Source organism: Halodesulfovibrio oceani subsp. galateae, from assembly GCF_055397225.1.
Window position 1 is genome coordinate 2,068,600 of record NZ_AP042453.1, and the last position, 23,690, is coordinate 2,092,289.

Genomic DNA, 23,690 nt, shown 5'->3' on the forward strand with positions numbered 1-23,690 from the left:
AAAGAGCACCATGACCACACAGCAAGCTCCATCATTTGAAGTCCAGACCAGTCCTGAGAAAACAAGCATTTCCCTTTCAGGAACGTGGACAACTTTGCATCTGGATACAGTTGAGCGTCCTTTTATGGACTCCGTACTGCATGCAGCGCACTCTATCGTGCTGAACATTGCAAACATTGCTAAGCTTGATACCAACGGTGCATGGATTCTTGAACAATACCGGCGAAAAGCTGTTGCTGATGGAAAAACCTGTTCAATCTCCGGAGCGGAAGCAAACGATCAAATATTACTGACAACAGTTGAAAAACGTACGGAAGAAAAAGCACCTCCTAAACCTGTGCCGTTCTATATCTCATTCTTAAACAATACAGGTCGCAACTTCATTGAGCAGTGCAAAATCACAATAAGCATTATTGGATTCCTTGGTGAAGTTGTCACCACACTTGCCCGTTCTCTTCTTAATCCGCGGAGATTCAGACTTACAGCACTATTCTATCACTTAGAACATGTTGGACTTCGCGGCATCCCGATTATCGCTCTGCTTTCCTTCCTTATCGGAATGGTGCTCGCGTATATGGGCGCTCAGCAGCTGCAAAAATTTGGTGCACAAGTTTTTGTAATACAACTTGTCCAGATTTCCGTCCTGCGTGAACTCGGCATTCTTCTCACCGCGATCGTCATTGCGGGCCGCTCCGGTTCTGCGTTTACAGCGCAAATTGGTGCAATGATCGCCAATGAAGAAATTTACGCGATGAAAACGGCCGGTCTCGACCCTGTAGACACGCTTGTAATCCCGCGAGTTCTCGCCCTCATCATCATGCTACCAATTCTCGGATTCATTGCAGACATCATGGGCTTACTTGGCGGCGCACTTATGGTTTGGCAATCACTGGATATCGGGCTTCATGGATTTATTATCCGCCTCCATGAAACACTGAATATTTGGGATTTTTATGTTGGGATAATCAAGGCACCATTTTTTGCTATCGTCATTGCAACGATCGGGTGCTTTCAGGGCATGCAGGTAACAGGCAGTGCTGAATCTGTTGGTCGGCTCACGACCACAGCAGTTATTGAATCAATTTTTGCTGTAATCGTTATTGATGCAGGCTTCGCCATCTTCTTTGCAGCGATGGGGATTTAGCCATGAACGACATCATACTTTCCTTACGAGATGTTAAGACACAATATGGAAGCAATATTATCCATGAGCACCTTGATCTGGATGTTAAGCGCGGCGAAATAATAGGCATTATTGGCGGATCAGGATCAGGTAAATCTGTCCTACTCAGAACAATCCTTGGATTAAATCGCCACTCACAGGGACAGATTAAAATTTTTGGAAAGCAATACCATCTGCTCACCTTAGAAGAGAAGCATAAAATCGAGCAGCGCTGGGGAGTGCTGTTTCAGGACGGAGCACTGTATTCATCATTAACTGTAATGGAAAATGTTGATGTTGCTCTCAGAGAATACACAAAAATAAGCAACAAGACGCGAAGAGAAATTTGCCTTCTTAAGATTTTCTTAGCTGGCTTACCCATAGAATCAGCGAGTCTCATGCCTTCTGAACTTTCAGGCGGAATGCGTAAGCGCGCAAGCTTGGCCAGAGCACTGGCAATGGACCCGGAAATACTTTTTTTGGATGAACCGACAGCAGGACTGGATCCAATTACAGCAGGAGCGTTTGATACCTTACTTAAAACATTACAACATGCGTTAGGGTTCACAGTTTTCCTCGTCACACATGATTTAGACACACTACACACCATATGTGACAGGGTCGCAGTTCTTGCCGAGAAGCGAATTTACGCCCTCGGGACGGTCGAAGAACTTTCAACAAACCCATACCCATGGATTCAAGATTACTTCAACGGTCCACGCGGACGTAGCGCAAAAATGGAGCCTTGCGGGGAGAAATAGAATGGAAACACGAGCACACTATATTATTGTAGGCGTCTTCATCATCGCATCATTTGTGTTTGGATTCGGGTTTATACTCTGGGGGGTCGGGAGCAGTTCTGACACGGACGATCTCCCTTACGATATCCTGTTCCAGAACAGCGTAAACGGGCTGTCCATATCGAACCCGGTACTGCTTAACGGTGTGCGAGTAGGTCAAGTTACCGCCATTATGCTCAGTCAGGATAAACCTGAAGAAATTCGTGTGCGGATTCGCATCAAGCGCAACACACCTATCCGTGATGATTCACGCGCAAATTTGATTCCCATCGGCATTACTGGGCAGTCTTCAGTTTTTATTTCAGGTGGCACGGCTACAAGCCCTCTGCTCAAGCCACTATTTAAAGGTAACGTTCCGCTCATTAAAACTATCCCTTCGCCTCTTAATGAGCTCATCAGTTCTCTTCCTGAAATGATTAACACTGGTAAAAAATTGCTGGCAGATCTTCGAAAAGTTGTTGATCCGGAGAACCGTGAACACGTGAAAGAGATTTTGGCAAATGTGTCTTCATTCTCCGACATGTTGGTTAAACGCGAAGCAGATATCAAATTGGCGTTGGACAACGTAAAAAATGCCGCAGCTCAGACACAGAACGCAATGGCAGAAACAGAAAAAACAGCTCTTTCTGTTAATGACTATGTCGCTAAGCAACTCACACCTGCCACAAAAGAAATTGGAATTCTGATCAAACGAATAGATCTACTAGTGAAGAATATGGAACCGGGACTGACACGTTTCAGTAAAGGCGGCTTGGACGACGTTACATCGCTCGTAAACCAAAGCCGAATTCTTGTGAATACGTTGGAAAACATTGCGCAAAAATTAAACAGCAACCCTAAGCAATTCTTGCTAGGTACAACAGTGCCCGAATACCAAACGCCATAGGAGCATTCATGCGCAAACTTATCGTTAGACTACTTATTGTACCGTTAGTACTCATAGCATGCTCAGGTTGTGCGATTGATGTCGGGTTACAGCCACCATCAGCTGCAGAGCACTACATGCTTGCGGTATCGACAGAATCTCCCGCGCAAACAGCTATGCATTCTGTGCCGACTGTCTCTGTTGGTCGCCCGCAAGCTAATGCATTTTTAAACTCAACGGGTATTGCCGTTCTTCAGCCAAATCAGCAAGTTCTCTATTATGCCAAAGGGAAATGGGCGACCGTTCTTCCTGAAATGATGCAGACTGCTGCCATTCATTCTCTTAATTCTACACAATTAGTCCGTTCGTTTAACAATACACAATCCGGAATTGCCGCTGACTACAAACTGGTGTGGAGCATTGAAGATTTTTATGCACGCTATGCCGGAAAAAAATATCCACCACAAATATATGTTACGGTTAACTGCTGGCTTATCGACACTGACAAAGCGCTGGAACCAGTTGCTTCATCTGTCTTTGCAGGGAATGAAATAGCCTCAGGGCAAGGACTTGTCCCAATTGTTGAATCATTCAATCGAACTGTAAAAAAGATTTTGAATGATATGAATGCATGGGTGACATGTACGATTGAAAGACAGCAATTGAACAAGCAAGTGCACTCTGCAGTTGGCAACACAGGTGGTAATTAGTCAGCTCGTCCTCTATGCATGTAGTCGCTTGGAAAAAATAACTTATTCACTATAGAAGCGCCGTAATTAATACGGCGTTTCTGCATTTCTAAACTCCCTGCTGACGCACGAATGAGGAAATACGCTCTTTTTATCTGGTGTTATTGAATTTTTTTGTAAAAATTAGTATCTATAGAATCACTATCGCTTTGTCGTTCATAAATTTCATTGTGCCTGCAAAAAGACAATGCTGTAACCGGAGGGAATGTATGAAAATTGATAAGTTGAGCTTTCAGATTGCCGGACAACTTCTAGAAGGGCGAAAGTCATTCAGAGAGATTGCACAGGAACTTGCTGTTGCGGAAAACACCGTACGTTCCCGTATTAACAAAATGCAGAAAGAAGGCGTGATGGATATTGTCGCGCGTCTTGATGTAGAAAAACTTCCCGGTCATACCATGGTATTTACGGGTGTACTGCTTGATGAACGCGATCTTTTTGCGAAATGTCAGGAACTTAGCCAATTACGTGGCGTTGTTTCAGGCGCAGTTGTGACAGGTCGATTTGATATCATATTGACTCTGCTGCTTCGGGATGGATTCGGACTGTTAGAATTCTACTCTGAAGAAATGTCCAAGATTGAAGGGATTCGTTCTGTGGAAAGCTTTGTTGTATATAAAGGCTCAAACTTAATGACACCATACATCCTCGACCCGAACACACTCCCAGAGTAACGATCAACAATCGTTGCAGGGAACACATTATCTGCATATACATTCTAATTTGCGCACAAGAAATCTCTCCCGTATTTTTTATTACGAGAACAACGTAGGAGCGGGTCAGCAGTTACACTGCCGACCCGCTCCTGTCATATGTGGTTGTTGTGGTTTCTAGACTTTCGCCTAGTCACCGACTGGTTCGATAGTTACAGCACAGACCTTCACTTCGGCGATGCCGGATTCAGGACACTCTGCACTGTTAGTAAGCACGTTTGCAGCAGCCTCTGCAAAATGAAATGGAATAAAAACTGTTCCATCTACGGCTTTTTCTGAAAGCTGAACTTCCACCTCAATAAAACCGCGACGGGAAGATACTTTTACAAAATCCCCATCAGTTACTCCAAATTTTGCAGCATCATTGCTACTCATTTCTATATACGCTGTAGGAACTTTTGCTGCAAGCCCTTCGGCTTTTCGAGTCATAGTTCCTGTATGATATTGGTATAATACGCGACCTGTTGTGAGTATCAACGGATACTTTTCGTCAACAACTTCAGCAGGTGCAACAAAGCTTACAGGATGAAACTTACCCTTTCCGCGAACAAATTTATCCGCGTGTAAAATCTCTGTGCCTTCACTTTCAGCATCTGGACACGGCCATTGAATACCGGATTCTTCAATACGCTTGTACGTTATACCTGCATATGAAGGCGTCACAGATGCCATTTCATCAAAGACAGCCGCAATGTTTTTTCCGTCTTCCGGTGCCAACGTTGCACCCATTTTAGCAGCGATGTTACACATAATTTGTGCATCATCACGTGCGCCTTGCGGTGGATTTACAGCCTTACGCACACGCTGAACTCGTCGTTCTGTGTTGCTGAAGGTGCCATCTTTTTCCGCAAAGCATGCAGCAGGAAGTACAACATCTGCAAGCTGTGCTGTCTCTGTTAAGAAGATATCCTGCACCACAAGGAACGGGATTTTCTCTAAACAATGCACCGCATGAGCAGAATCTGCGTGAGAAACGACCGGATTCTCGCCAATAAGATACATGGCTTTTAGTGAGCCTGTATCCACGGCATCGAACATTTGTCGCGATGTCATGCCATTAGAAGGAGACAATTTAACACCCCATGCCGCTTCAAAACGAGCACGGACTGCATCGTCAGTCACCTTTCCATAGGCAGGATACGTTACAGGAAGTGCGCCCATATCACAGGCACCCTGTACGTTATTTTGCCCACGTAACGGATTCAATCCGCCACCTTTTATACCAATGTTACCGCATAACATGGCAAGGTTTGCGAGCGCTTTTACGTTATCTGTTCCACTTACGTGCTGGGTGATTCCCATACAGTAGAGGATTGCTGCTCGCCCTTTGGCATACAAGTGCGCTGCTTTTTCAAGGTCAGCAACCGAAATACCGCACATCTTCTCTGCGTGCTCCGGAGTGAATGGCGCAAGGGATTGCGAATAGGCTGTGAATTCTTCTGTGCGTTCATCGATATACTCCTGATCGTGCAGACCATCGCGCAAAATAACATGCGCAAGTGCGTTAATCCAGATAACATCTGTACCCGGCTGGGCCCGTAGCCAGACATCTGCAAAGCGTACAACATCAATCTTGCGCGGGTCTGACACAATCAGTTTTGTCCCGTGCTGTGTGATTGCACGCTTAAGCGCAGCACCCATCACAGGATGGTTCTCAGTAATGTTTGAGCCTGTAATAAGTACCGTGTCGGCATTTTTCAGGTCATCAATCGGGTTTGTCGCAGCACCACTTCCAAATGCGGCAGCCAGACCGGCTACCGTAGGAGAGTGTCAGTACCGCGCGCAGTGGTCGACATTATTTGTCCCGATAACTGCGCGTGCAAACTTCTGGAAGAGGTAATTTTCTTCGTTGGTACAACGGGCAGAGGCAAGAACGCCTATGGAATCTGCACCGTTTTCTGTTTTATATCCGCCTAATTTTTCGGCAATCAGGTCCAAAGCTTCATCCCATTCTGCAGGAACCAGCTCACCGTCTTTGCGAATAAGTGGGGTCGTCAGTCGCTCGTCTGAGTTAACAAACTGCATCCCAAAGCGACCTTTAACACAAAGGCTACCGTTGTTCGGAGTAACGTCAACTCCGTTTATCATCTGCACGACATTGTCTTTTACATGCAGATTCATCTGACAACCTACGCCACAATAGGCGCACGTTGTACGAACAACTTCAGTCTCACAAGTGCGAGGCTTCTGGCGTGCCTTCTTCAAACTAAGTGCCCCAACAGGACAAACCTGCAAACACTCACCGCAGAAAACACAATCAGAATCGCCTAACGGCAGATCGCATTTTGCAATAATTTTTGCTTCACTACCGCGATATCCAAAATCAATGGCGTTGTTTACCTGCACTTCTTTACAAGCCTGAACACAACGTCCACACAAAATACATTTGGAGAAATCACGAATTAGAAACGGATTAGAATAGTCCGGCTTATATTGAGGCTTTGCACGTTCAAAGCGTGTACCGGTTGCGTTGTAGCGGAAAGCTAAATCCTGCAAACGGCAATCACCTGTGGAAGGACAAAGCAAGCAATCGTGGGAGCCGGAGGAAAGCAACAGTTCTAAGTTCATCCTGCGTGATTTTACAACAGGTTTGGACTCTGTTTGCACATCCATACCTGCACCCGCTGGTGCTGTACATGCAGCGATAAGAGAACGTGCCCCTTTTACTTCCACAACACACATGCGACATGCGCCTGTTGGGGAAGCATTTTTCAAATAACATAATGTCGGAATAAAAATGTCGTTTCTGCGTGCCACATCCAGAATGGTTTCACCTTGGGTGAACGCATAGCCCTTGCCATTAATGGTCAGTTCTAAGGTACTCATGTGTCACCGCCTAATCTATGGCATCAAACGGACATGCGGAGTAACAGCTCATACACTGCACACACAAATCCGTATTGATTTTTGCAACTTCTTTTTTCTTCCAGTCCACTGCCCCGACAGGACAGACAGACGCACATTTGCCGCACTTTTTACAACGCTCATCAATTACCTTGAATTCCACTAGCGCCGGACAACGCTTGGCTGGACATTTCTTTTCAAAAATATGCGCTTCAAATTCTTCACGGAAATGACGAAGAACAGAAAGAACAGGGTTGGAAGCAGTCTGTCCCAGTCCGCATAACGCTGAACCGGTAATCATTTCAGACAACTCTTCAATCAGAGAAATATCTTCCGGCTTACCATGCCCTTCGCAAATACGTTCCAGAATTTCCAACTGCCTGCGTGTGCCCTCTCGACACGGGGTACATTTACCGCAAGACTCTTCCTGAATAAATTCAAGGAAGAAGCGAGCCATATCTACCATGCAGGTTTTGTCATCCATTACAATAACACCGCCGGAGCCCATGATGGCACCAACTTTAGCGATTTCTTCGTAGTCGACAACAACATCCATATGCTCTTCTGGAATACACCCGCCGGAAGGACCGCCAAGCTGCACAGCTTTCAGTTTACGTTTCTTAGGGATACCGCCGCCAATATCGTACACAATGGAACGAAGTGAAGTGCCCATAGGTACTTCAACCAGCCCGATATTGTTTACGTCGCCGGAAAGTGCGAACACTTTTGTACCCTTGCTGTTCTCTGTACCAATGGAGGAATACCACTTGCCGCCGTTAACCATAATCTGTGCGACGTTTGCAAGGGTTTCTACGTTGTTAAGAATGGTAGGTTTCTTCCATAGCCCCTGAGCGGCTGGAAATGGAGGACGCGGAATAGGCATACCACGTTTGCCTTCGATGGAGCGCATAAGTGCGGTTTCTTCACCACACACAAACGCACCGGCACCCTGATAGATGAAGATGTCAAACGAGAAGCCCGTGCCCATAATATTTTCACCGAGCAAACCCATTTCGCGAGCTTGATCAATGGCAATTTGTACACGTTTAATTGCAAGCGGATATTCTGAACGACAGTAGATATAGCCTTCTGTTGCATTAATCGCGCGTGCAGCGATGGTCATCCCTTCCAGCACAGCATGAGGATCAGCTTCCAGAATACTTCTGTCCATAAACGCGCCGGGGTCACCCTCGTCCGCGTTACAGAGTACATATTTCATGTCACTGTCGTTCTGTGCTGCAAAAGACCATTTCATGCCAGTCGGGAAACCGGCACCGCCACGACCACGAATACCGGCCGCTTTCATCTCATCAATAATGTCAGACGGCTGCATTTCCAGCAGTACTTTAGAAAGCCCGATATACCCTTCGCGACCAATATAGTCATCGATGGATTCAGGATTAATGATTCCCTTATTGCGTAGCGTCCATGGCTTCTGTAATGCAAAAAATGGAATATCGGAGAAAAGTGGAACCCGCTTTTTAGACTGCGGATCTTTATACATAAGGCGTTCAATCGGCTTATGATTAACAAGATGCTCGCTGACGATTTCAGCAACATCATCTCTGGTCATTTTCTGATAAAAAACATTATCAGGATGAACAACCATCAACGGGCCAAGCGCACAGAAACCGTTACAACCTGTTTCGACGATACGAACAGAATCTTCCAGCTCGTGCTTTGCAATTTCTTCGTGCAGCGCATCTTTCACTTTCAAACTGCCGGTGGCATGGCAGCCTGTACCGCCGCAAATCAAAAGATGGCGAATATTCGGCTCGGAGATACGAGCAGCATATTCCTGCTGCATCTCTTTAAGCTTTTGAGGAGTTACATGTGTCATAGACTCTCCGTTAAGAATACTTTTCTAAAATTTTCAAAACGGACTCTGCGGTCACATCACCATGGATATCCCCATCAACAACCATAGCAGGAGCCAGACCACAAGCGCCGACACAGCGGACGCCTTCAAGATCAAAGCGTCTATCTTCGGTTGTTTCGCCTTCCGCAATGCCATACTCGCCGGAAATTCGACCAATTACTTCGCGCGCACCTTTTACATAGCAGGCTGTACCGGTACAAACCTTAATGGAGTTGCGCCCTTTAGGCTTAAGAGAAAAGAGGGAATAAAATGAAACCACACCGAACACATCGCTTGAAGGAATATTCATCCCTTTTGCAATATATTCGATAAGCGCCTGCGGGAACCAGCCCACAACATTTTGGGCCTCTCGAAGAACTGTAATCAGCGCTCCGGGAGTTTCACGATGGCGTTCGATGACGCCATCTACCTCTTTCCACATCTCTTGAGAAATTTCTTCACTGCAGCAGCTCATTGTTCCTCCTTACAGACTGAACGTCGGTCTGTAACACTGCGTGTATGCCGCTTCCCTATTTCCTACTAATCTAATCCAATACTATCAGTAGGACAAAAGGCCGTTAACTCACATACATTCAAGTTAACGGCCTCTTAAAACTATCGTAACAATCGATACCTCTAATCTATACTATCGACAAAGGGACTTACGAAGACCCAAGGTGACGCCATGCAGACGCGACAGTACTTTTCATGAGCATTGCGATTGTCATAGGACCCACGCCCCCGGGAACTGGAGTAATTTTACCGGCAATTTCTTTTGCTTTAGCAAATTCAACATCGCCGCTTAACAGCGCTTTGCCGGATGGTGCAGTACCAATGCGGTTTACACCAACGTCGATTACAGTGGAGCCCGGCTTAATCCATTCCGGTTTCACAAGATTTGGTACACCCGCAGCAACGATAAGAATATCAGCACGTTTGCAGTGCTCTTCTAGATCTTTTGTACGAGTATGAACCATGGTCACTGTACTGTTGGCACCCACGCCTTTTTGTCCCATCATAATGGAAATAGGCTTACCTACAATATTAGAGCGACCAACCACAACAACTTCCGCACCGCTTGTTTCCGTACCGGAACGCACGATCATTTCCTGAATACCCGCAGGGGTACAAGGAAGGAAGCCGTCTCTGCCACCAAGAACCATACGGCCGAGGTTTACAGGGTGGAATCCGTCAACATCTTTATCTGGATTGATAGCAGTGATGACTTTTTCTTCATCAATATGCTTTGGAAGCGGCAACTGAACTAAGATGCCGTGAATAGAAGAGTCGTTGTTGTACTTCTCGATGAGCGAAAGCAGCTCATCTTCAGTAATATCTTCAGGCTGGTTATCCTGAATTTCGTGAAAACCAAGGCTGAGTGCGGTTTTCACTTTAAGGGTCACATAGCTTATAGAAGCCGGATTTTCCCCGACAAGAATTGTCACAAGACCGGGTACGGTATCGTATTTTTCTTTAATAGCCGCTACTTCTCCGCGCAGTTCTTCAAGAATTGCTGCGCGCATCTCGGTTCCACTGATAATTTCAGCACTCATCGTCTGCTCCTTTTTGCAATGCGCATATAAGCGAGCTCCGTTAAAAACGGAGCCCGACAAAACAGCGCACGCGCGCTTTTTCTTGCTAGAATAACCCTTTTACCTGTCCGGTATCAGGATCAACATCAATTCTTCTAAATGATGGGTTAGAACCTGTGCCCGGCATAAGTGAAATAGCACCTGCAACCGGAACAAAGAATCCTGCGCCACCGAAGATAAGAACATCGCGAATGGTGAGACGCCAACCAGTTGGAACACCTTTTTTTGCTGGAGTATCGGAAAGTGACAAGTGAGTTTTTACCATACACATACCAAGCTCACTTGACGCTGGATCGGCTTCAATAGCCTTCAGCTTCCGAAGTGCTTCAACAGAATAATCAACACCATCTGCTCCGTATACTTCAGTAGCTACCCGCTCAATACGTTCGCGTGCAGGCATATCCCAAGTATACAATGGTGTAAACTCTGTATCATCTTCACAGGCTGCAATTACTGCATCTGCAAGTTCAAGAGCACCGGCACCGCCGTGTTCCCAATGACGGGAAAGTGCTACACGGGCGCCAGCTGCTTCACAAAGCTCACGTACTTTTGCAATTTCTGCATCAGTATCGGTAACAAATGCGTTGATACAAACAACAGGAGAAACGCCAGATTTTTTAACAATTTCAATATGGTGCAGAAGGTTTGCACAACCTTTTTCTACCCATTCAACGTTCTCGCCGTCATATTCTGAAGGAAGCGGTTTGCCTGGAAGAGGTACCGGTGCACCACCGTGACACTTAAGTGCACGGATAGTAGCAACAACAACCGCTGCATCAGGCTTGAGGCCTGAGTAGTGGCATTTCAAGTTCCAGAATTTTTCGTAGCCGATATCCGCACCAAAGCCGGATTCTGTTACGTGGTATTCAGAAAGTTTAAGACCAACCTGATCTGCGATAATGGAAGACTGACCGATTGCAATGTTTGCAAACGGACCAGCGTGTACGATAACAGGCTGTCCTTCCAGAGTCTGGATAAGGTTAGGGTTAACAGCTTCTACAATCCATGCGGTCATAGCGCCGTCAACTTCGAAATCTTTAGTAGTAAGAGGCTTACCTTTTTTATCGTATGCAACGATAATTTTAGCCATACGTTCACGGAGGTCTTTAAGATCTTTAGCTACTGCTAAAATTGCCATTACTTCGGAAGAAACAGCAATATCAAATTTAGAACGCATCATGTAGCCGTCGCGCTCGCCATTTACGCCATCAATACCAATAATAATATTACGTAATGACTGACAGCAGAAGTCGATAACCCAACCCATTTCAACACGGCTAGGATCAACATCAAGACGCTTCATGCCAGAGAGTTTTTCCAGCTTCTCATCATCATAGTTACGCTCATGCTGCATACGTGAAGTAACAGCTACCATCGCAAGGTTATGAGCGTTCATGATAGAGTTAATATCGCCGGTAAAGCCTAAGGAGAAAGGAGTAAGTGGAATGCACTGAGAGCGCCCGCCACCGGCTGCGCCGCCTTTAACACCCATGGTAGGGCCGCCGGAAGGCTGGCGAATAGCAGCAGAAGATTTTTTACCACGCTTGCCAAGTCCCTGTACAAGACCGATAGTCGTTGTGGACTTGCCCTCACCAAGCGGAGTAGGAGTGATAGCGGTTACGTTAATATACTTACCGTTAGGTTTGTTCTCGAGACGTTTAAGTACTGCACGGTAATCAATCTTACCCATGTAGTGTCCGTACGGAAGAAGTTCCTTTTCAGAAAGTCCCATCTCGTCTGCAATCGCATAGATGGTCTTCATCCGTTTCTCAGCATCCTGAGCAACTTCCCAGTCAGCGTGATTTTTTGGATCCAAGGTCTTATGTTCTGTTTCCACAGCGGCCATCTCTTCACCCTCCCTTATAAGGTAAACGAACAGGTATTGCTCTACACAAGAATTTTCACCACATTTATGCGTCTCAACATGAGGATCCGAATCAAGCGCCCATTTCATAATCAAAGAAAAAAGCATTCTGTGTGAGCATTGTAGTACATCAAGCCAATCATACAGACTAACACAATCCTAGTTTTGCAGCGTTGTATCAGTCCGCCGTACGAAACGTTATGCAGCTCGATGCGAGGAGAAAGAAAAGTGGCCTTCCCAGTTTGGCTACCTATCTTAGATAAAAGTCTATTTTACTAAACTTTCATCATTCTGTTCATCCCGCAAACTTTGTGCATATAGCTAAGTAGTTCAATGAGCCATACACACACTTTTGCATTTACGTCAATATGCGTAGAATTTTTTGCAGAAAACTAAAAAATTGAGCGCTAAAATGACGCAAGCCTGCAAAAAGAAATTTTCAGATTGCTTTTTTTATTTTCTTCAACCGCATATTCTCTTACGTTGCGAGGCTTTCTCCGGTATAGAATGCATGTTACTTTATTCACATAAAACACACCTACTTACTGTTTATGCACACAAACTTTTTTGAAAAATTACCGCGACTTCCCATCGATTCAAGCCTGTCTGAAATCGTGTCGACTCTTACAGAATCCCCGAATGCCGTGCTTCACGCGCCTCCCGGGGCAGGTAAAACCACACGAGTTCCACTCGCATTGCTAAAAAATATTCATCTGACAGAAAAAAAAATTATTATGCTCGAACCAAGACGTTTAGCGGCTCGCAACGCTGCTGCGCGCCTTGCCAGCACCCTTGGTGAGCAAGTAGGCAAAACTATTGGATATCGTATAAAAAACGACACCAAAGTATCTTTTGAGACTAAAATTGAAGTCGTTACAGAAGGAGTTTTGACGCGGATCATCCAAAATGATCCTGAACTTTCCGCATATTCGAGCATCATTTTTGATGAATTCCACGAAAGAAGCCTTCATGCCGATTTAGGCTTGGCACTGGCAATCGAAATTCAGGAAGCTCTGCGCGATGACCTGCGAATTCTTGTCATGTCCGCAACGCTCGACACACAAGAAATTTCCGCACTGCTCAACAACTGTCCTGTTATCAGCAGTGAGGGAAGAAGCTACCCTGTTACCATCAAACATGTGCCCATACCACAAGCTCTTGCCACGCGTGTTGATCAAAACATCCCCGCTCTCCTCAACCACGTGGTCAAAACCGTCCAGTACTCCATGACAAACGATGAAGGTAGCATTCTCGTTTTCCTTCCCGGTACCGGAGAAATAACCCGCGTTGCAGACATGCTCAAATCCACTTTACCGCAAGATGTGGACATCGCACCGCTATACGGGAATCTGCCACAGAAACAGCAAGACGCAGCCATTCTTCCAGCAAAAACAGGACGCAAAAAAATAGTTCTCGCTACTTCCATTGCAGAAACTTCCCTGACCATTGAGGGAATCCGTATAGTTATCGACAGCGGTTTATCGCGTTCCTCACGTTTTTCACCTGCAACCGGAATGAACAGGCTCATCACAGAACCTGTTTCCATTGCGGCTGCTACCCAACGAACCGGACGTGCCGGTCGTTTAGAAAGTGGTGTATGTTATCGCTTATGGTCAGAAGTGCAGGAGAATTCATTCCGTGCATTCGCATCACCGGAAATCAAAGAAACAGACTTGGCACCACTTGCCCTTGAGCTAGCCCAATGGGGTGCCTACGGTGAAAATGGTGTCCACGCTCTCGCTTGGTTGGATACTCCACCAGCTAGCAGCTACAGCCAAGCACTCACGCTCCTACAGCAGCTTGGAGCACTCAACACAGATTTTTCCATTACGGATCATGGCAAAGCTATCGCAGCACTGCCGTTACATCCACGACTTGCACATATGATCGTCACAGCTAAAAACAACGGCTATGGTTATACCGCGTGCACCCTTGCCGCTATTCTTTCTGAAAGAGCACAAGGCTCGGACTTGCGCCATCTAGTAGAACAGGCCGCATTCAACCCTGCGATCGAAAAAACTTCCAAGCATCTTTGCAAACTCTTGAAGATTCCTGCAACAGAAAGGATAGACTCAGACACAACCGGAGCCTGCCTTGCTCTTGCCTATCCAGACCGCATAGGAAAACTGCACGCTGGCAGTCGTACTGAATACAAACTTACCAACGGACGAAAAGCGCAACTGACAGAAGACAGCCCACTCGCCTCCACACCATTCATCGTTGTTGCTGAATTAAATGATGCACATGCCACCAGTCGTATATGGCGTTGTGCCCCCATAGATATTATTGAGATAGAAACACTCTTCCACGAACAAATCCGTACGCAACATATCGTAACGTGGGACAGGAAAACCGCCTCAGTTGCGAGCTTGCAAACAGAACAACTGGGCCAACTCATTCTTGTGCAACAACCATCAGCAACGGCATCACAGGAACAAATTCTTGCTGCAATGCTCGAAGGGGTTAGAAGCCTTGGCTTGTCCTCATTGCCATGGACTGCAGATGCCCTACGCCTGCGCGAACGTCTCACATTCATGCATGCGCACCCTCAGCTGCACAATTCCGCAACAAATCCATATGAATGGCCAGATGTGTCTAAAAAGTCGCTTCTCAACACCCTCGAAACATGGCTTGCCCCATACCTTACAGGGATGCGCAAAGCATCAGATCTGCGCAAACTTGATCTCGAAACTATCCTGCTCGCATCATTAGAATGGGCACAACAAATAGCATTACAAAAATTGGCTCCTACCCATTTCACCGTCCCGTCCGGTTCAACCATCCGAATAGATTACAGTGAGCCAACTGCACCAACCCTTCCTGTAAAACTTCAAGAAATGTTTGGGGCAACGCAAACGCCCACCATAGCAGGAGGACAACTACCATTAACTATACACCTGTTATCTCCTGCCGGAAGACCACTACAAGTTACGCGCGACCTCATATCTTTTTGGGGAAACGGATACACCTCGGTACGGTCGGAAATGCGCGGGCGATACCCAAAGCATCCGTGGCCTGAAAATCCACTCACCGCAGAACCAACACGCAAAACAAACAGAGCGTTAAAGAATAAATAAGAATTCAACTCGTCACTTTTTTGAGTTTTTTTTGGTTTTCTTGCCTCCGGCGGGCAGGGAGATGATCCCCCTGCACCCCCATTATTCGTGGTCGTATTTATTTTCTGATCCCAATTGCGGCTTAATCTCCACGCAAACAAGATCGAGAGCTTTCTTCTTGGAAATTGCAACGTAAACTTAGCAAAAACGATCAAGAAAATGATTCGGAGTTCAGGCAAGATATCTTTCATGGAGACATTGACATGAATGCACACGATCGCATCCGTTGCGCCCTACATTATATAGAGCAGCATTTAGACGAACCAGTATCCTTAGTTATGCTGGCAGAAAAAAGCATGTATGCACCGCATCACTTCCATCATGTATTCAGAGGCCTCGTGGGGGAAGGAGTTGCGGAGTATCAGCGTCGATTGAAAATGCAACGCGCAGCGAATGCGTTACTGTACAGCAACAGGCAGATCATCGATATCGCCCTACAGGCTGAATACGGCTCGCAGGAGGCGTTCACCCGTGCATTCAAACGTTGGTGTGGCTACACTCCCAAATATTATAGGAAGTGTTCGCCGGAACATGAATTTATATCAGGAGAAACCCTCATGAGCACCAAACATAGCCTATTAAAGGAACACGGCTTAACCGTAGAAGTACGCACTATACCTACAATACATGTTGCATGTTTGAGGTATGTCGGCGACTACCAAGGCTGCGGAAAAGTACACGAAGAATTATGTAGTTGGGCTGGAAGACAAGGTTTGTTTGAAAATCCGCCAGAATTTTTAGGACTCTGCTATGACGATCCTAAAACGACACCTGCTGAAAAATGCCGCTATGATGCATGTATGGTCATACCGGAATCTTTTACGGTGGCAGAAGGTGCAGACAAAAAAGAAATTACGGGTGGTCGCTACGTCACAGTTACTCATAAAGGCTCTTATGAAACGCTCTACATCACCTATGCAGCGTTACTAGGTGAATGGCTACCTCAATCAGGTGAAGAACTGCTGGAAGCCCCATCTATTCAGGTTTATCTTAATGACATCGATAAAACACCAGTTGATGAGTTACTGACAGAAATTCGCATTGCGTTACAGTAATCGCTCTAACTAACTCTATATTAGTTAAGCAATTACTTGTTATTTTATTTACAACTACTGATGTTTAGAAATTAAAAACAACAGGTTTATTACAAAAGCCGCCTATCATGAAGCTTTTATGGCTTATCTATCGTACATAGCAGCATAGTATTTTCTCAAAACACCTCAAACGCAAAAGAGCGTCCTGTAGTAAACAGGACGCTCTTAAGTTATATGGGGTGCATATAAAGTGTAGGGAAGAATTACACGCTGAAGCATCAATAGGCGTAATGATATGCCTCAGCTGCCAAATTCAACTTTTCGTTTCTACATTTGCAGAAACTTTAATAACTTTGTAAACATCGATTTTCACTATGTCAATAGACAATATGATTATGAAACAACAAAAAAAATCTATACTGAACAAGTATGTTGCACAAGTACATAGCACGTTAGATAGCTATCTGAGTAAATCATAATCTCTTAACCATACATTACAGACACTATACATTACAAAATGATCTTTAGAGTGTGCACAATACCCCTCTTATGAAAGCATTAATATTTTTTTTTACTTTAAATCTCACAATGCAAACACATTATAACAAACAACATATACTTTTTGCGTATATATTTTCCATTGTGCACACAACTCAATTGTACCTATTTGTAATCCTAACCTTACCATCTCTCTACATAAAATCTTCCAGGGTCATATAACCATCATTTTATTAATTACGACATCCTACAGCGTGGCTACCTTTTTAAAACACACTTATGTTGTACAAAGAATACAATGTACCAGCAGTTTCTTGCCAGCATGTGCCTATCGGCGTACAGTTATTAACATTATGAATCGTGAAAAATTACTTATGGATATGTTTACAGCTATCCAAAACGAACTCGGGAACAGTAACTGGTGGTCTGCTGACAGCACATTTGAAGTGATGGTTGGTGCGGTTCTTACACAGAATACAAATTGGAAGAATGTCGAAAAGGCTATCCATACCCTGAAGCAACAGAATCTACTCACACCACAGTCAATGCTTGACTTAGCACAAGATGAACTGGCAGCACTTATACGCCCAGCCGGTTACTACAACCTAAAAGCAAAACGACTACAAAACCTGCTCCGTTGGTTTAAGGACATTGCGGACTTTGAATTCTCGGCAGTTGATCATTTGTCGCTTGATGAATTACGCTCGGAGTTGCTCGCGGTTAACGGCATAGGGCAAGAAACAGCAGACTCTATTTTACTCTATGCTTTTCATCGTCCATCTTTTGTTGTTGATGCCTACACAAGACGTATTTTCAATCGCCACAGCTTAATTGAAGAGGATATTTATTACGACGACCTTCGTGATTTCTTCATGGATGTATTACCACATGATGTTGCCCTCTTTAACGAATACCATGCCTTTATAGTTCGCATCGCAAAGGAATGGTGTCTAAAAAAAGAAGCACGATGCGAGACATGCCCTTTGCGTAATTTTTTGGAATAGAGAGCAGTTCCCCTTAAAAAGCCCCCCAAAGCGTATGACTTTGAGAGGTGGACTCTTGCACTTTTGCATTCTGCTTCAAAAACAGATACGAAAGAGCAGATAAAGCAATTCAGCATTATTGCTACGCCCCACACGAACAATATTCGTAGGACTCGTAGCATTCTCTATGCCTGACCGGTGTTACGCGAAAGCCCCTAACATCGATGTACATCTTGCCAGACTTCGAGCTTAACGTTTGCTTATGCATACCGCTGCATAATTTCTCAGCCAGCCGTTCGACGTAAAAAAAAAGCATCAAAACTGTAAGTTGATGCACACGTAACAAGTCTATCATACACAGCAGTCTAGAATAAAAGACTAAATAACACCCTGAAGCGTAATTAATTGCTATACGGGTAAAAGACCTTATAGTGCCCTAAGAATATTTTCCCTCGTTCAAGTTCGAGGACGTCCCGACGGGTAAAGGGCAAAGCCCCTCGCCGAAGGCATCAAATGAAAAAGAATTTCCTGTACATACTCCTCATGCTCATCATGTTGTCCTTTGTAACAACATGCCCCACTGCTTTTGCTGAAGATGCAGCATCTATCACCAAAAAGTTGAAACAGGAAAAACGGCAGGCTGAGAGTAAAAAGAAAAAGCTCACAACGCTGAAACGAAAAGCACAGCGTTTACAGCGCACGCTCACTCAGGAAGAAGCAATCGCAGCCAAACTTACCCGCACAATCGGCGCTCAAGAAAAAAAATACCTTGAGCTTGCCACGAAGAATAAAACCTTGGCACTTGAATATAACAAGCTGAATACCAAGAATAAATTAGCACAAAAAGAATTGATATCATTGGTTAAAAAGTTATGGCCGTTGTACATTAATAGCCGAGTGCTTACCAGCAACGCAGTAGACAACTGGGATGAGCTGGACAGACGCTATACATGGACCTCGACACTGTACACGAAGGTAGAAAAAAAACAGCGCTCACTCTTGGAGCAAGAAGCCAAATTAAAGCTACTTGCAACAAAACAGTCTGCTCTTTCTGCCAAGGCAAAGCGACAACTTGCAGAAGTTAACAAAAAGAAAGATCAACTTTTGCAACAGAAGCTACGCCACCGTAAACAACTTAAAGAAGTCAGCAAACAGCGAGCCTCAGCAGAATCATCACTGCGTAATGTTCTCTCAATTATTGAAACGCTGAACTATAAACTTGAAGAGAAGGGCAAGGCGGGTGCAAACTTTCCTCTTCTCAAAGGTGTTCTGCCCTGGCCTGCCCATGGCGTTATCGCCAAGCGGTTCAAACCTAGGAATAAGCCCCCCGTTCGCGGTATCGGACTTGCTCTACAAAAAGGCAGCAAAATTAAGGCCGTTTCCAGTGGCAAAGTTGTGCACAACGATGTCTTACGAGGATTCGGACGAGTTGTTATTGTGATGCACGGTGAAGAGTATTTTTCACTGTATGCATTTCTCGCCGACAGTATGCTCAAAGTCGGCGATATCATTAAACAAAAACAGATGATCGGCAATGCAGGCTTCTACCCCGCAGTAGATGGGACAGGAGTGTATTTCGAATTGCGCTTTCATCAAAAAGCAATTAATCCAGAGACGTGGCTCTCAGCACTGGATTAAAAATAAAGATCAACATCTGGAGGATCTTTGATAATGCGCATTACTATGTGGTTAGTCGCCATCATGACTACAGCTTTACTTGCTTTCTCTTCTATTCCCGGCATGGCAACCGATGCACAAAGCAAGTTTGAGTCTCTCAAGCGATTTAGCCAGATTCTGGATCTTGTTGAACGCTATTATGTACAGGACGTTCCAAGAACAGACCTCATTAACGGTGCCATTGACGGCATGCTCCAGTCTCTCGACCCGCACTCCACTTTCATGGATCAGGAAGAATACAAAAGCATGCAGGAATCCACCACTGGTGAATTCTTCGGCATCGGCGTAGAAATCACGCAAGATGAATCAGGTGTTCTCCGAGTGGTAACACCTATTGAAGATACTCCTGCTGATAAAGCCGGCCTAGCTGCCGGTGATTTAATTCTTGAAGTAAACGGCAGCCTCACTCAGGACTTAGGTCTGCGCGAATCCGTTTCACGTATCAAAGGCGAAAAAGGCAGCAAAGTTAAGCTAACCATTCTCTCTAAAAAAGCAAAAGCTCCTCGCGAAGTAGAAATCGTTCGTGACTCCATCCCGCTCATCAGCGCAAAAGTGCGTGAACTTGATGACGGAATTGTATGGATTCGCCTCAGCCGTTTCTCTGAGAACACAACCGACGAGCTTAAAGAAAAACTTACTGCTTACAAAAAGAAACACAAAATTAAAGGCGTTGTTCTCGATTTACGTAACAACCCTGGCGGCCTGCTCGATCAGTCCATTAAAATTGCAGATATCTTCCTTCAGGGGGGCACTGTAGTTTCCATCAAAGGTAAAGGAAATGAATCCCGTAACTTTGATGCTGCTAAACAATCTGCGGACATCACAGCTCCTATGGTTGTGCTTATTAACGCCGGTTCTGCTTCTGCTTCTGAAATTGTTGCCGGCGCACTGCGTGACCATAACCGTGCACTGATTATTGGTGAACCAAGTTTTGGTAAAGGTTCTGTACAGAACATTATCCCGCTGAACGATGGTAGTGCTATCAAGCTTACCATTGCCCGTTACTATACCCCGAACGGCACCTCTATTCAGGCTAAAGGGATTGAGCCAGACCTTCTGGTTCCATTTGAAATCCCTGCAAAAGAAGAAAAAGACCCTATTAAGTTCCTTAATGCTCCACGCGAAAAAGATCTTAACGGTCATCTCGAAAAAGTCGACAAGGACAAAAAGAAATCTGCCTTCAAACGAGATAAAGCTGTGCAGGAACGTCTTGATAAAGACAACCAGCTCAGACTTGCTATGGATCTTGTTGAAACGCTCCCGCGTATTAAAAGCTTACACTAAGATACCTACATTCCTAAGGGGAGAGCACAAACCGTGCTCTCCCCTTTTTTTGCATCTTTTAAATCGATCGACTCTGATGTATGAGTTTTGGGTATTTGAATTTTCCTTTAGGGAGCTTAGATGTCTGACTCGCGACAGAACCAGCCGCCGCGCTGGCCTTACTATGCACTTGCGGTTATTTGCTGTATCACCTTGGTCGCTCTTTTTTACGTACTCACCAGTGCCCCTGATAAAAAGAACATTGAACCTGTGGCAGAAATGCGCGCTCCTGTGAGCGCAGCATCCTTGCCGTATGAAGAAAGACTTGATGCCCCGATGGAAGAAGGCGTTAAGCGTATTGACTATGCCATATTACGGGCATTGCAAGACGCAAAGGTTTCTACCTCCGGCATTGAGCTTATAGCTATCGAACAGCAGCGGTTCGGCGATGAGACATTTCACTTCCAACAGTTACGCATTAACTCAAAGTATAATGCTGACGAACTCGTTACGCCGATTGCAACGGCGCTGGTTCAATGGTCAGACAAGGCAAATTTGACCAAACTTTCCGGCAGCATGTACCGCGTAACCTTTAACGATGTGGAAACACATCTGCTTAAGTTTAACCAAACCGATGGCACAGTGGATCCCAATAAGATCCCTGCAACATTGGATATTGGCGGCCATCTAACTATTGTGATAGATGACCTTGGTGAAAGCATTTCGGCAGCACATTCGCTTGCAAGCTTAGACTATCCTGTAACCTTCGCCATATGGCCTCGTTCGTCGTATGCAAAAGAGATTGCAGAAGTAGCTAATGCTTTCTCCCGCGAGATCATCATTCATCAGCCAATGGAGCCGATGTCTGCTGATGCTAAGCCGGGACCTGGCGCCGTGTACGTTGATATGACATCTGAAGACATTCGAGCTACTCTCCGTGCTAATTTCAAACTTGTTCCCGGGGCTGTTGGGCTAAACAACCACATGGGATCTAAGTTCACACAGAACCGTGAAGCAGTACGAGAGGTTGCACTGGAAGCAAAGGAAAGTGGGTTCTTTGTTCTGGACAGTATGACTCATGCAAAATCAGTGTTTTTCAATGAGGCGAAAAGGCAAGGGCTAATTGCCTTCAGGAGAAATGTTTTCATCGATAATGTGAAGGAAGTTCAGAGCACTTTACACCAGCTGAAAAAAGCTGAACGCATTGCATTGGCTAAAGGTACCGCCATTGCAATCGGGCACCCGTATCCCACCACCTTGTTAGCGCTGCAAGAGTGGGAAAAACAGCGCAATGGAAGGGTTGCGGTTGTCAAGTTGTCGGAGCTTCTGGACTTCTAGCGGGCTTGATACAACGGAAGTCGGATACCACATACATAAATCTCGACAGTTGTATCCTTCAATTACCTTTCTATTTGGAGGATCATTGGCAATGATTCAGAGAACTTTTTCTATCATCAAACCAGATGCAACTGGACGCAACCTCGAAGGCAAAATCCTTGCGCACATCCAAGGTGCAGGCCTTAATGTGGTTGCTATGAAGAAAATTCGCATGACAAAAGAACAGGCGGAAGGGTTCTATAACGTTCATAAGGAACGTCCTTTCTTCCAAAGCCTTATTGAATTCATGACATCAGGTCCTGTTGTCTGCTCTATTCTTGAAGGCGAAAACGCAATTGAAACCTATCGTACTATTATGGGTGCTACCAACCCTGCAGATGCTGCAGAGGGTACCATCCGTAAAGAGTTTGCAGAAAACATTGAAGCCAACTCAGTTCATGGCTCCGATGCTCCTGAAACAGCTCAGTACGAGATTAATTACTTCTTTAATAATCTGGAGATCACTGGCTAACATGAATACGTTCGGCTGTATCGGTTGCGGTAATATGGGTTCCGCTATTTTAAGCGGTCTTGAGTCCCAAAAGAACATTTCCCTTATTGGATATGATCCAAGTGGTAATGTTCCGTGCACAGCATGCGACTCTAATATCGAACTTGCCCAGCAGGCTGATTTTATCTTGCTTGCGGTTAAGCCCGACTATGTCGAAACAGTGCTCGAAGATATCCAGCCAGCACTCACTAAGGACAAGGTCATCATTTCTATTGCAGCAGGTGTTTCCATGGAAACCCTTAAAAAACACAGCGGCGGAAACTGCCCTGTAATTCGCTGCATGCCGAATACACCAGCAATGGTAGGCGAAGGCATCTTTGCCTTCTGCTTTGAAGACCCGTCCCTTACAGAGGTGCAACAGACAGCCATTCAGACCATGTTCAAACAGCTCGGTCAGGTTATGGTATTGCCTGAATCTAAATTCAATGCATTCACTGCTATCGCCGGTTGTGGTCCTGCTTACGTGCTCTACTTTATTGAAGCCGTGACAGAAGCTGCCGTCAGCGTTGGTTTCCATAGAAACGATGCTACCGAAATGGCGATCAACCTCTTCAAAGGCACGACAAAGCTTGCGGACGAGTCTGATCATCACTTATCTGTGCTTCGCGAAATGGTCTGCTCACCAGCTGGTGTTACCATCGCCGCTGTGAACCATATGGACCGAACTGCCATCCGCGGAAATATTATCGATTCTATTTTCAAAGCCCAAGATCGTGGCGTTGAAATGAGTAAGTAATTCGCTGCAAAAGTAAAAGGCGCACCATAATGGTGCGCCTTTTTTTAT

At 45.3% G+C, this 23,690-nt stretch carries 18 protein-coding genes; 13 read left to right on the forward strand and 5 right to left on the reverse strand.

Translation table 11 applies throughout. The annotated features are described in order from the left end of the window. The first annotated feature begins 10 nt into the window (after positions 1-10). The 5 genes from ACZ5V1_RS09315 to ACZ5V1_RS09335 all read left to right on the forward strand — a co-directional run bounded on the left by ACZ5V1_RS09315 (position 11) and on the right by ACZ5V1_RS09335 (position 4,250). Positions 11-1,144: an MlaE family ABC transporter permease gene (locus ACZ5V1_RS09315; protein ID WP_464388603.1), complete on the forward strand. Its 1,134-nt coding sequence runs from the start codon at positions 11-13 to the stop codon at positions 1,142-1,144. 2 nt (positions 1,145-1,146) lie between these two features. Further along, the gene (locus tag ACZ5V1_RS09320) at positions 1,147-1,923 is read left to right on the forward strand and encodes an ABC transporter ATP-binding protein (protein WP_464388604.1); all 777 of its coding nucleotides are present in this window, start codon (positions 1,147-1,149) and stop codon (positions 1,921-1,923) included. A 1-nt stretch (position 1,924) separates the two neighbouring features. Beyond that, a complete protein-coding gene (locus ACZ5V1_RS09325; RefSeq protein WP_464388605.1) occupies positions 1,925-2,848 on the forward strand; it encodes an MlaD family protein in 924 nt (307 codons plus the stop codon). 8 nt (positions 2,849-2,856) lie between these two features. Then, complete coding sequence (locus ACZ5V1_RS09330; RefSeq protein ID WP_464388606.1) at positions 2,857-3,537, forward strand: ABC-type transport auxiliary lipoprotein family protein; 681 nt, start codon at positions 2,857-2,859, stop codon at positions 3,535-3,537. Positions 3,538-3,785: 248 nt separating this feature from the next. Further along, positions 3,786-4,250, forward strand: coding sequence for an Lrp/AsnC family transcriptional regulator (locus ACZ5V1_RS09335; RefSeq protein ID WP_160716123.1), 465 nt, complete (start codon positions 3,786-3,788; stop codon positions 4,248-4,250). 168 nt (positions 4,251-4,418) lie between these two features. On the opposite strand, the gene fdhF is transcribed toward ACZ5V1_RS09335, so the two are convergent. From fdhF to ACZ5V1_RS09360, 5 genes are all read right to left on the reverse strand, one after another. Then, positions 4,419-7,115, reverse strand: coding sequence for a formate dehydrogenase subunit alpha (gene fdhF, locus ACZ5V1_RS09340; protein ID WP_464388607.1), 2,697 nt, complete (start codon positions 7,113-7,115; stop codon positions 4,419-4,421). Between the two features lie 10 nt (positions 7,116-7,125). Next, positions 7,126-8,973 (reverse strand): NADH-quinone oxidoreductase subunit NuoF, encoded by a 1,848-nt coding sequence (nuoF, locus tag ACZ5V1_RS09345; protein ID WP_464388608.1) that lies wholly within the window; start codon positions 8,971-8,973, stop codon positions 7,126-7,128. Between the two features lie 10 nt (positions 8,974-8,983). Further along, positions 8,984-9,466 carry an NADH-quinone oxidoreductase subunit NuoE family protein gene (locus tag ACZ5V1_RS09350; RefSeq protein ID WP_464388609.1) on the reverse strand — a complete coding sequence of 161 codons (483 nt, stop codon included), beginning with the start codon at positions 9,464-9,466 and terminating at the stop codon, positions 8,984-8,986. Positions 9,467-9,653: 187 nt separating this feature from the next. Then, on the reverse strand, positions 9,654-10,544 hold the full coding sequence (gene folD, locus ACZ5V1_RS09355; RefSeq protein ID WP_464386828.1) for a bifunctional methylenetetrahydrofolate dehydrogenase/methenyltetrahydrofolate cyclohydrolase FolD: 891 nt from the start codon (positions 10,542-10,544) through the stop codon (positions 9,654-9,656). Between the two features lie 85 nt (positions 10,545-10,629). Next, entirely contained in the window at positions 10,630-12,429 is a 1,800-nt protein-coding gene (locus ACZ5V1_RS09360) for a formate--tetrahydrofolate ligase (RefSeq protein ID WP_464388610.1), read from the reverse strand. Between the two features lie 632 nt (positions 12,430-13,061). On the opposite strand from ACZ5V1_RS09360, the gene hrpB reads away from it, so the two are divergent. The 8 genes from hrpB to proC all read left to right on the forward strand — a co-directional run bounded on the left by hrpB (position 13,062) and on the right by proC (position 23,642). Continuing rightward, complete coding sequence (gene hrpB, locus ACZ5V1_RS09365) at positions 13,062-15,524, forward strand: ATP-dependent helicase HrpB (RefSeq protein ID WP_464388611.1); 2,463 nt, start codon at positions 13,062-13,064, stop codon at positions 15,522-15,524. 242 nt (positions 15,525-15,766) lie between these two features. Further along, positions 15,767-16,618 (forward strand): AraC family transcriptional regulator, encoded by an 852-nt coding sequence (locus ACZ5V1_RS09370; protein ID WP_464388612.1) that lies wholly within the window; start codon positions 15,767-15,769, stop codon positions 16,616-16,618. 830 nt (positions 16,619-17,448) lie between these two features. Further along, positions 17,449-18,099: an endonuclease III domain-containing protein gene (locus tag ACZ5V1_RS09375; protein WP_464388613.1), complete on the forward strand. Its 651-nt coding sequence runs from the start codon at positions 17,449-17,451 to the stop codon at positions 18,097-18,099. Between the two features lie 492 nt (positions 18,100-18,591). Beyond that, a complete protein-coding gene (locus tag ACZ5V1_RS09380; RefSeq protein WP_464388614.1) occupies positions 18,592-19,716 on the forward strand; it encodes a murein hydrolase activator EnvC family protein in 1,125 nt (374 codons plus the stop codon). Positions 19,717-19,749: 33 nt separating this feature from the next. Further along, a complete protein-coding gene (locus tag ACZ5V1_RS09385) occupies positions 19,750-21,039 on the forward strand; it encodes a S41 family peptidase (RefSeq protein WP_464388615.1) in 1,290 nt (429 codons plus the stop codon). A gap of 120 nt (positions 21,040-21,159) precedes the next feature. After that, positions 21,160-22,356, forward strand: a complete 1,197-nt coding sequence (locus ACZ5V1_RS09390; RefSeq protein ID WP_464388616.1) for a divergent polysaccharide deacetylase family protein — start codon at positions 21,160-21,162, stop codon at positions 22,354-22,356. 91 nt (positions 22,357-22,447) lie between these two features. After that, the gene (gene ndk / locus ACZ5V1_RS09395) at positions 22,448-22,867 is read left to right on the forward strand and encodes a nucleoside-diphosphate kinase (RefSeq protein ID WP_464388617.1); all 420 of its coding nucleotides are present in this window, start codon (positions 22,448-22,450) and stop codon (positions 22,865-22,867) included. Position 22,868: 1 nt separating this feature from the next. Further along, complete coding sequence (proC, locus tag ACZ5V1_RS09400; protein WP_464388618.1) at positions 22,869-23,642, forward strand: pyrroline-5-carboxylate reductase; 774 nt, start codon at positions 22,869-22,871, stop codon at positions 23,640-23,642. Positions 23,643-23,690 lie beyond the last annotated feature (48 nt).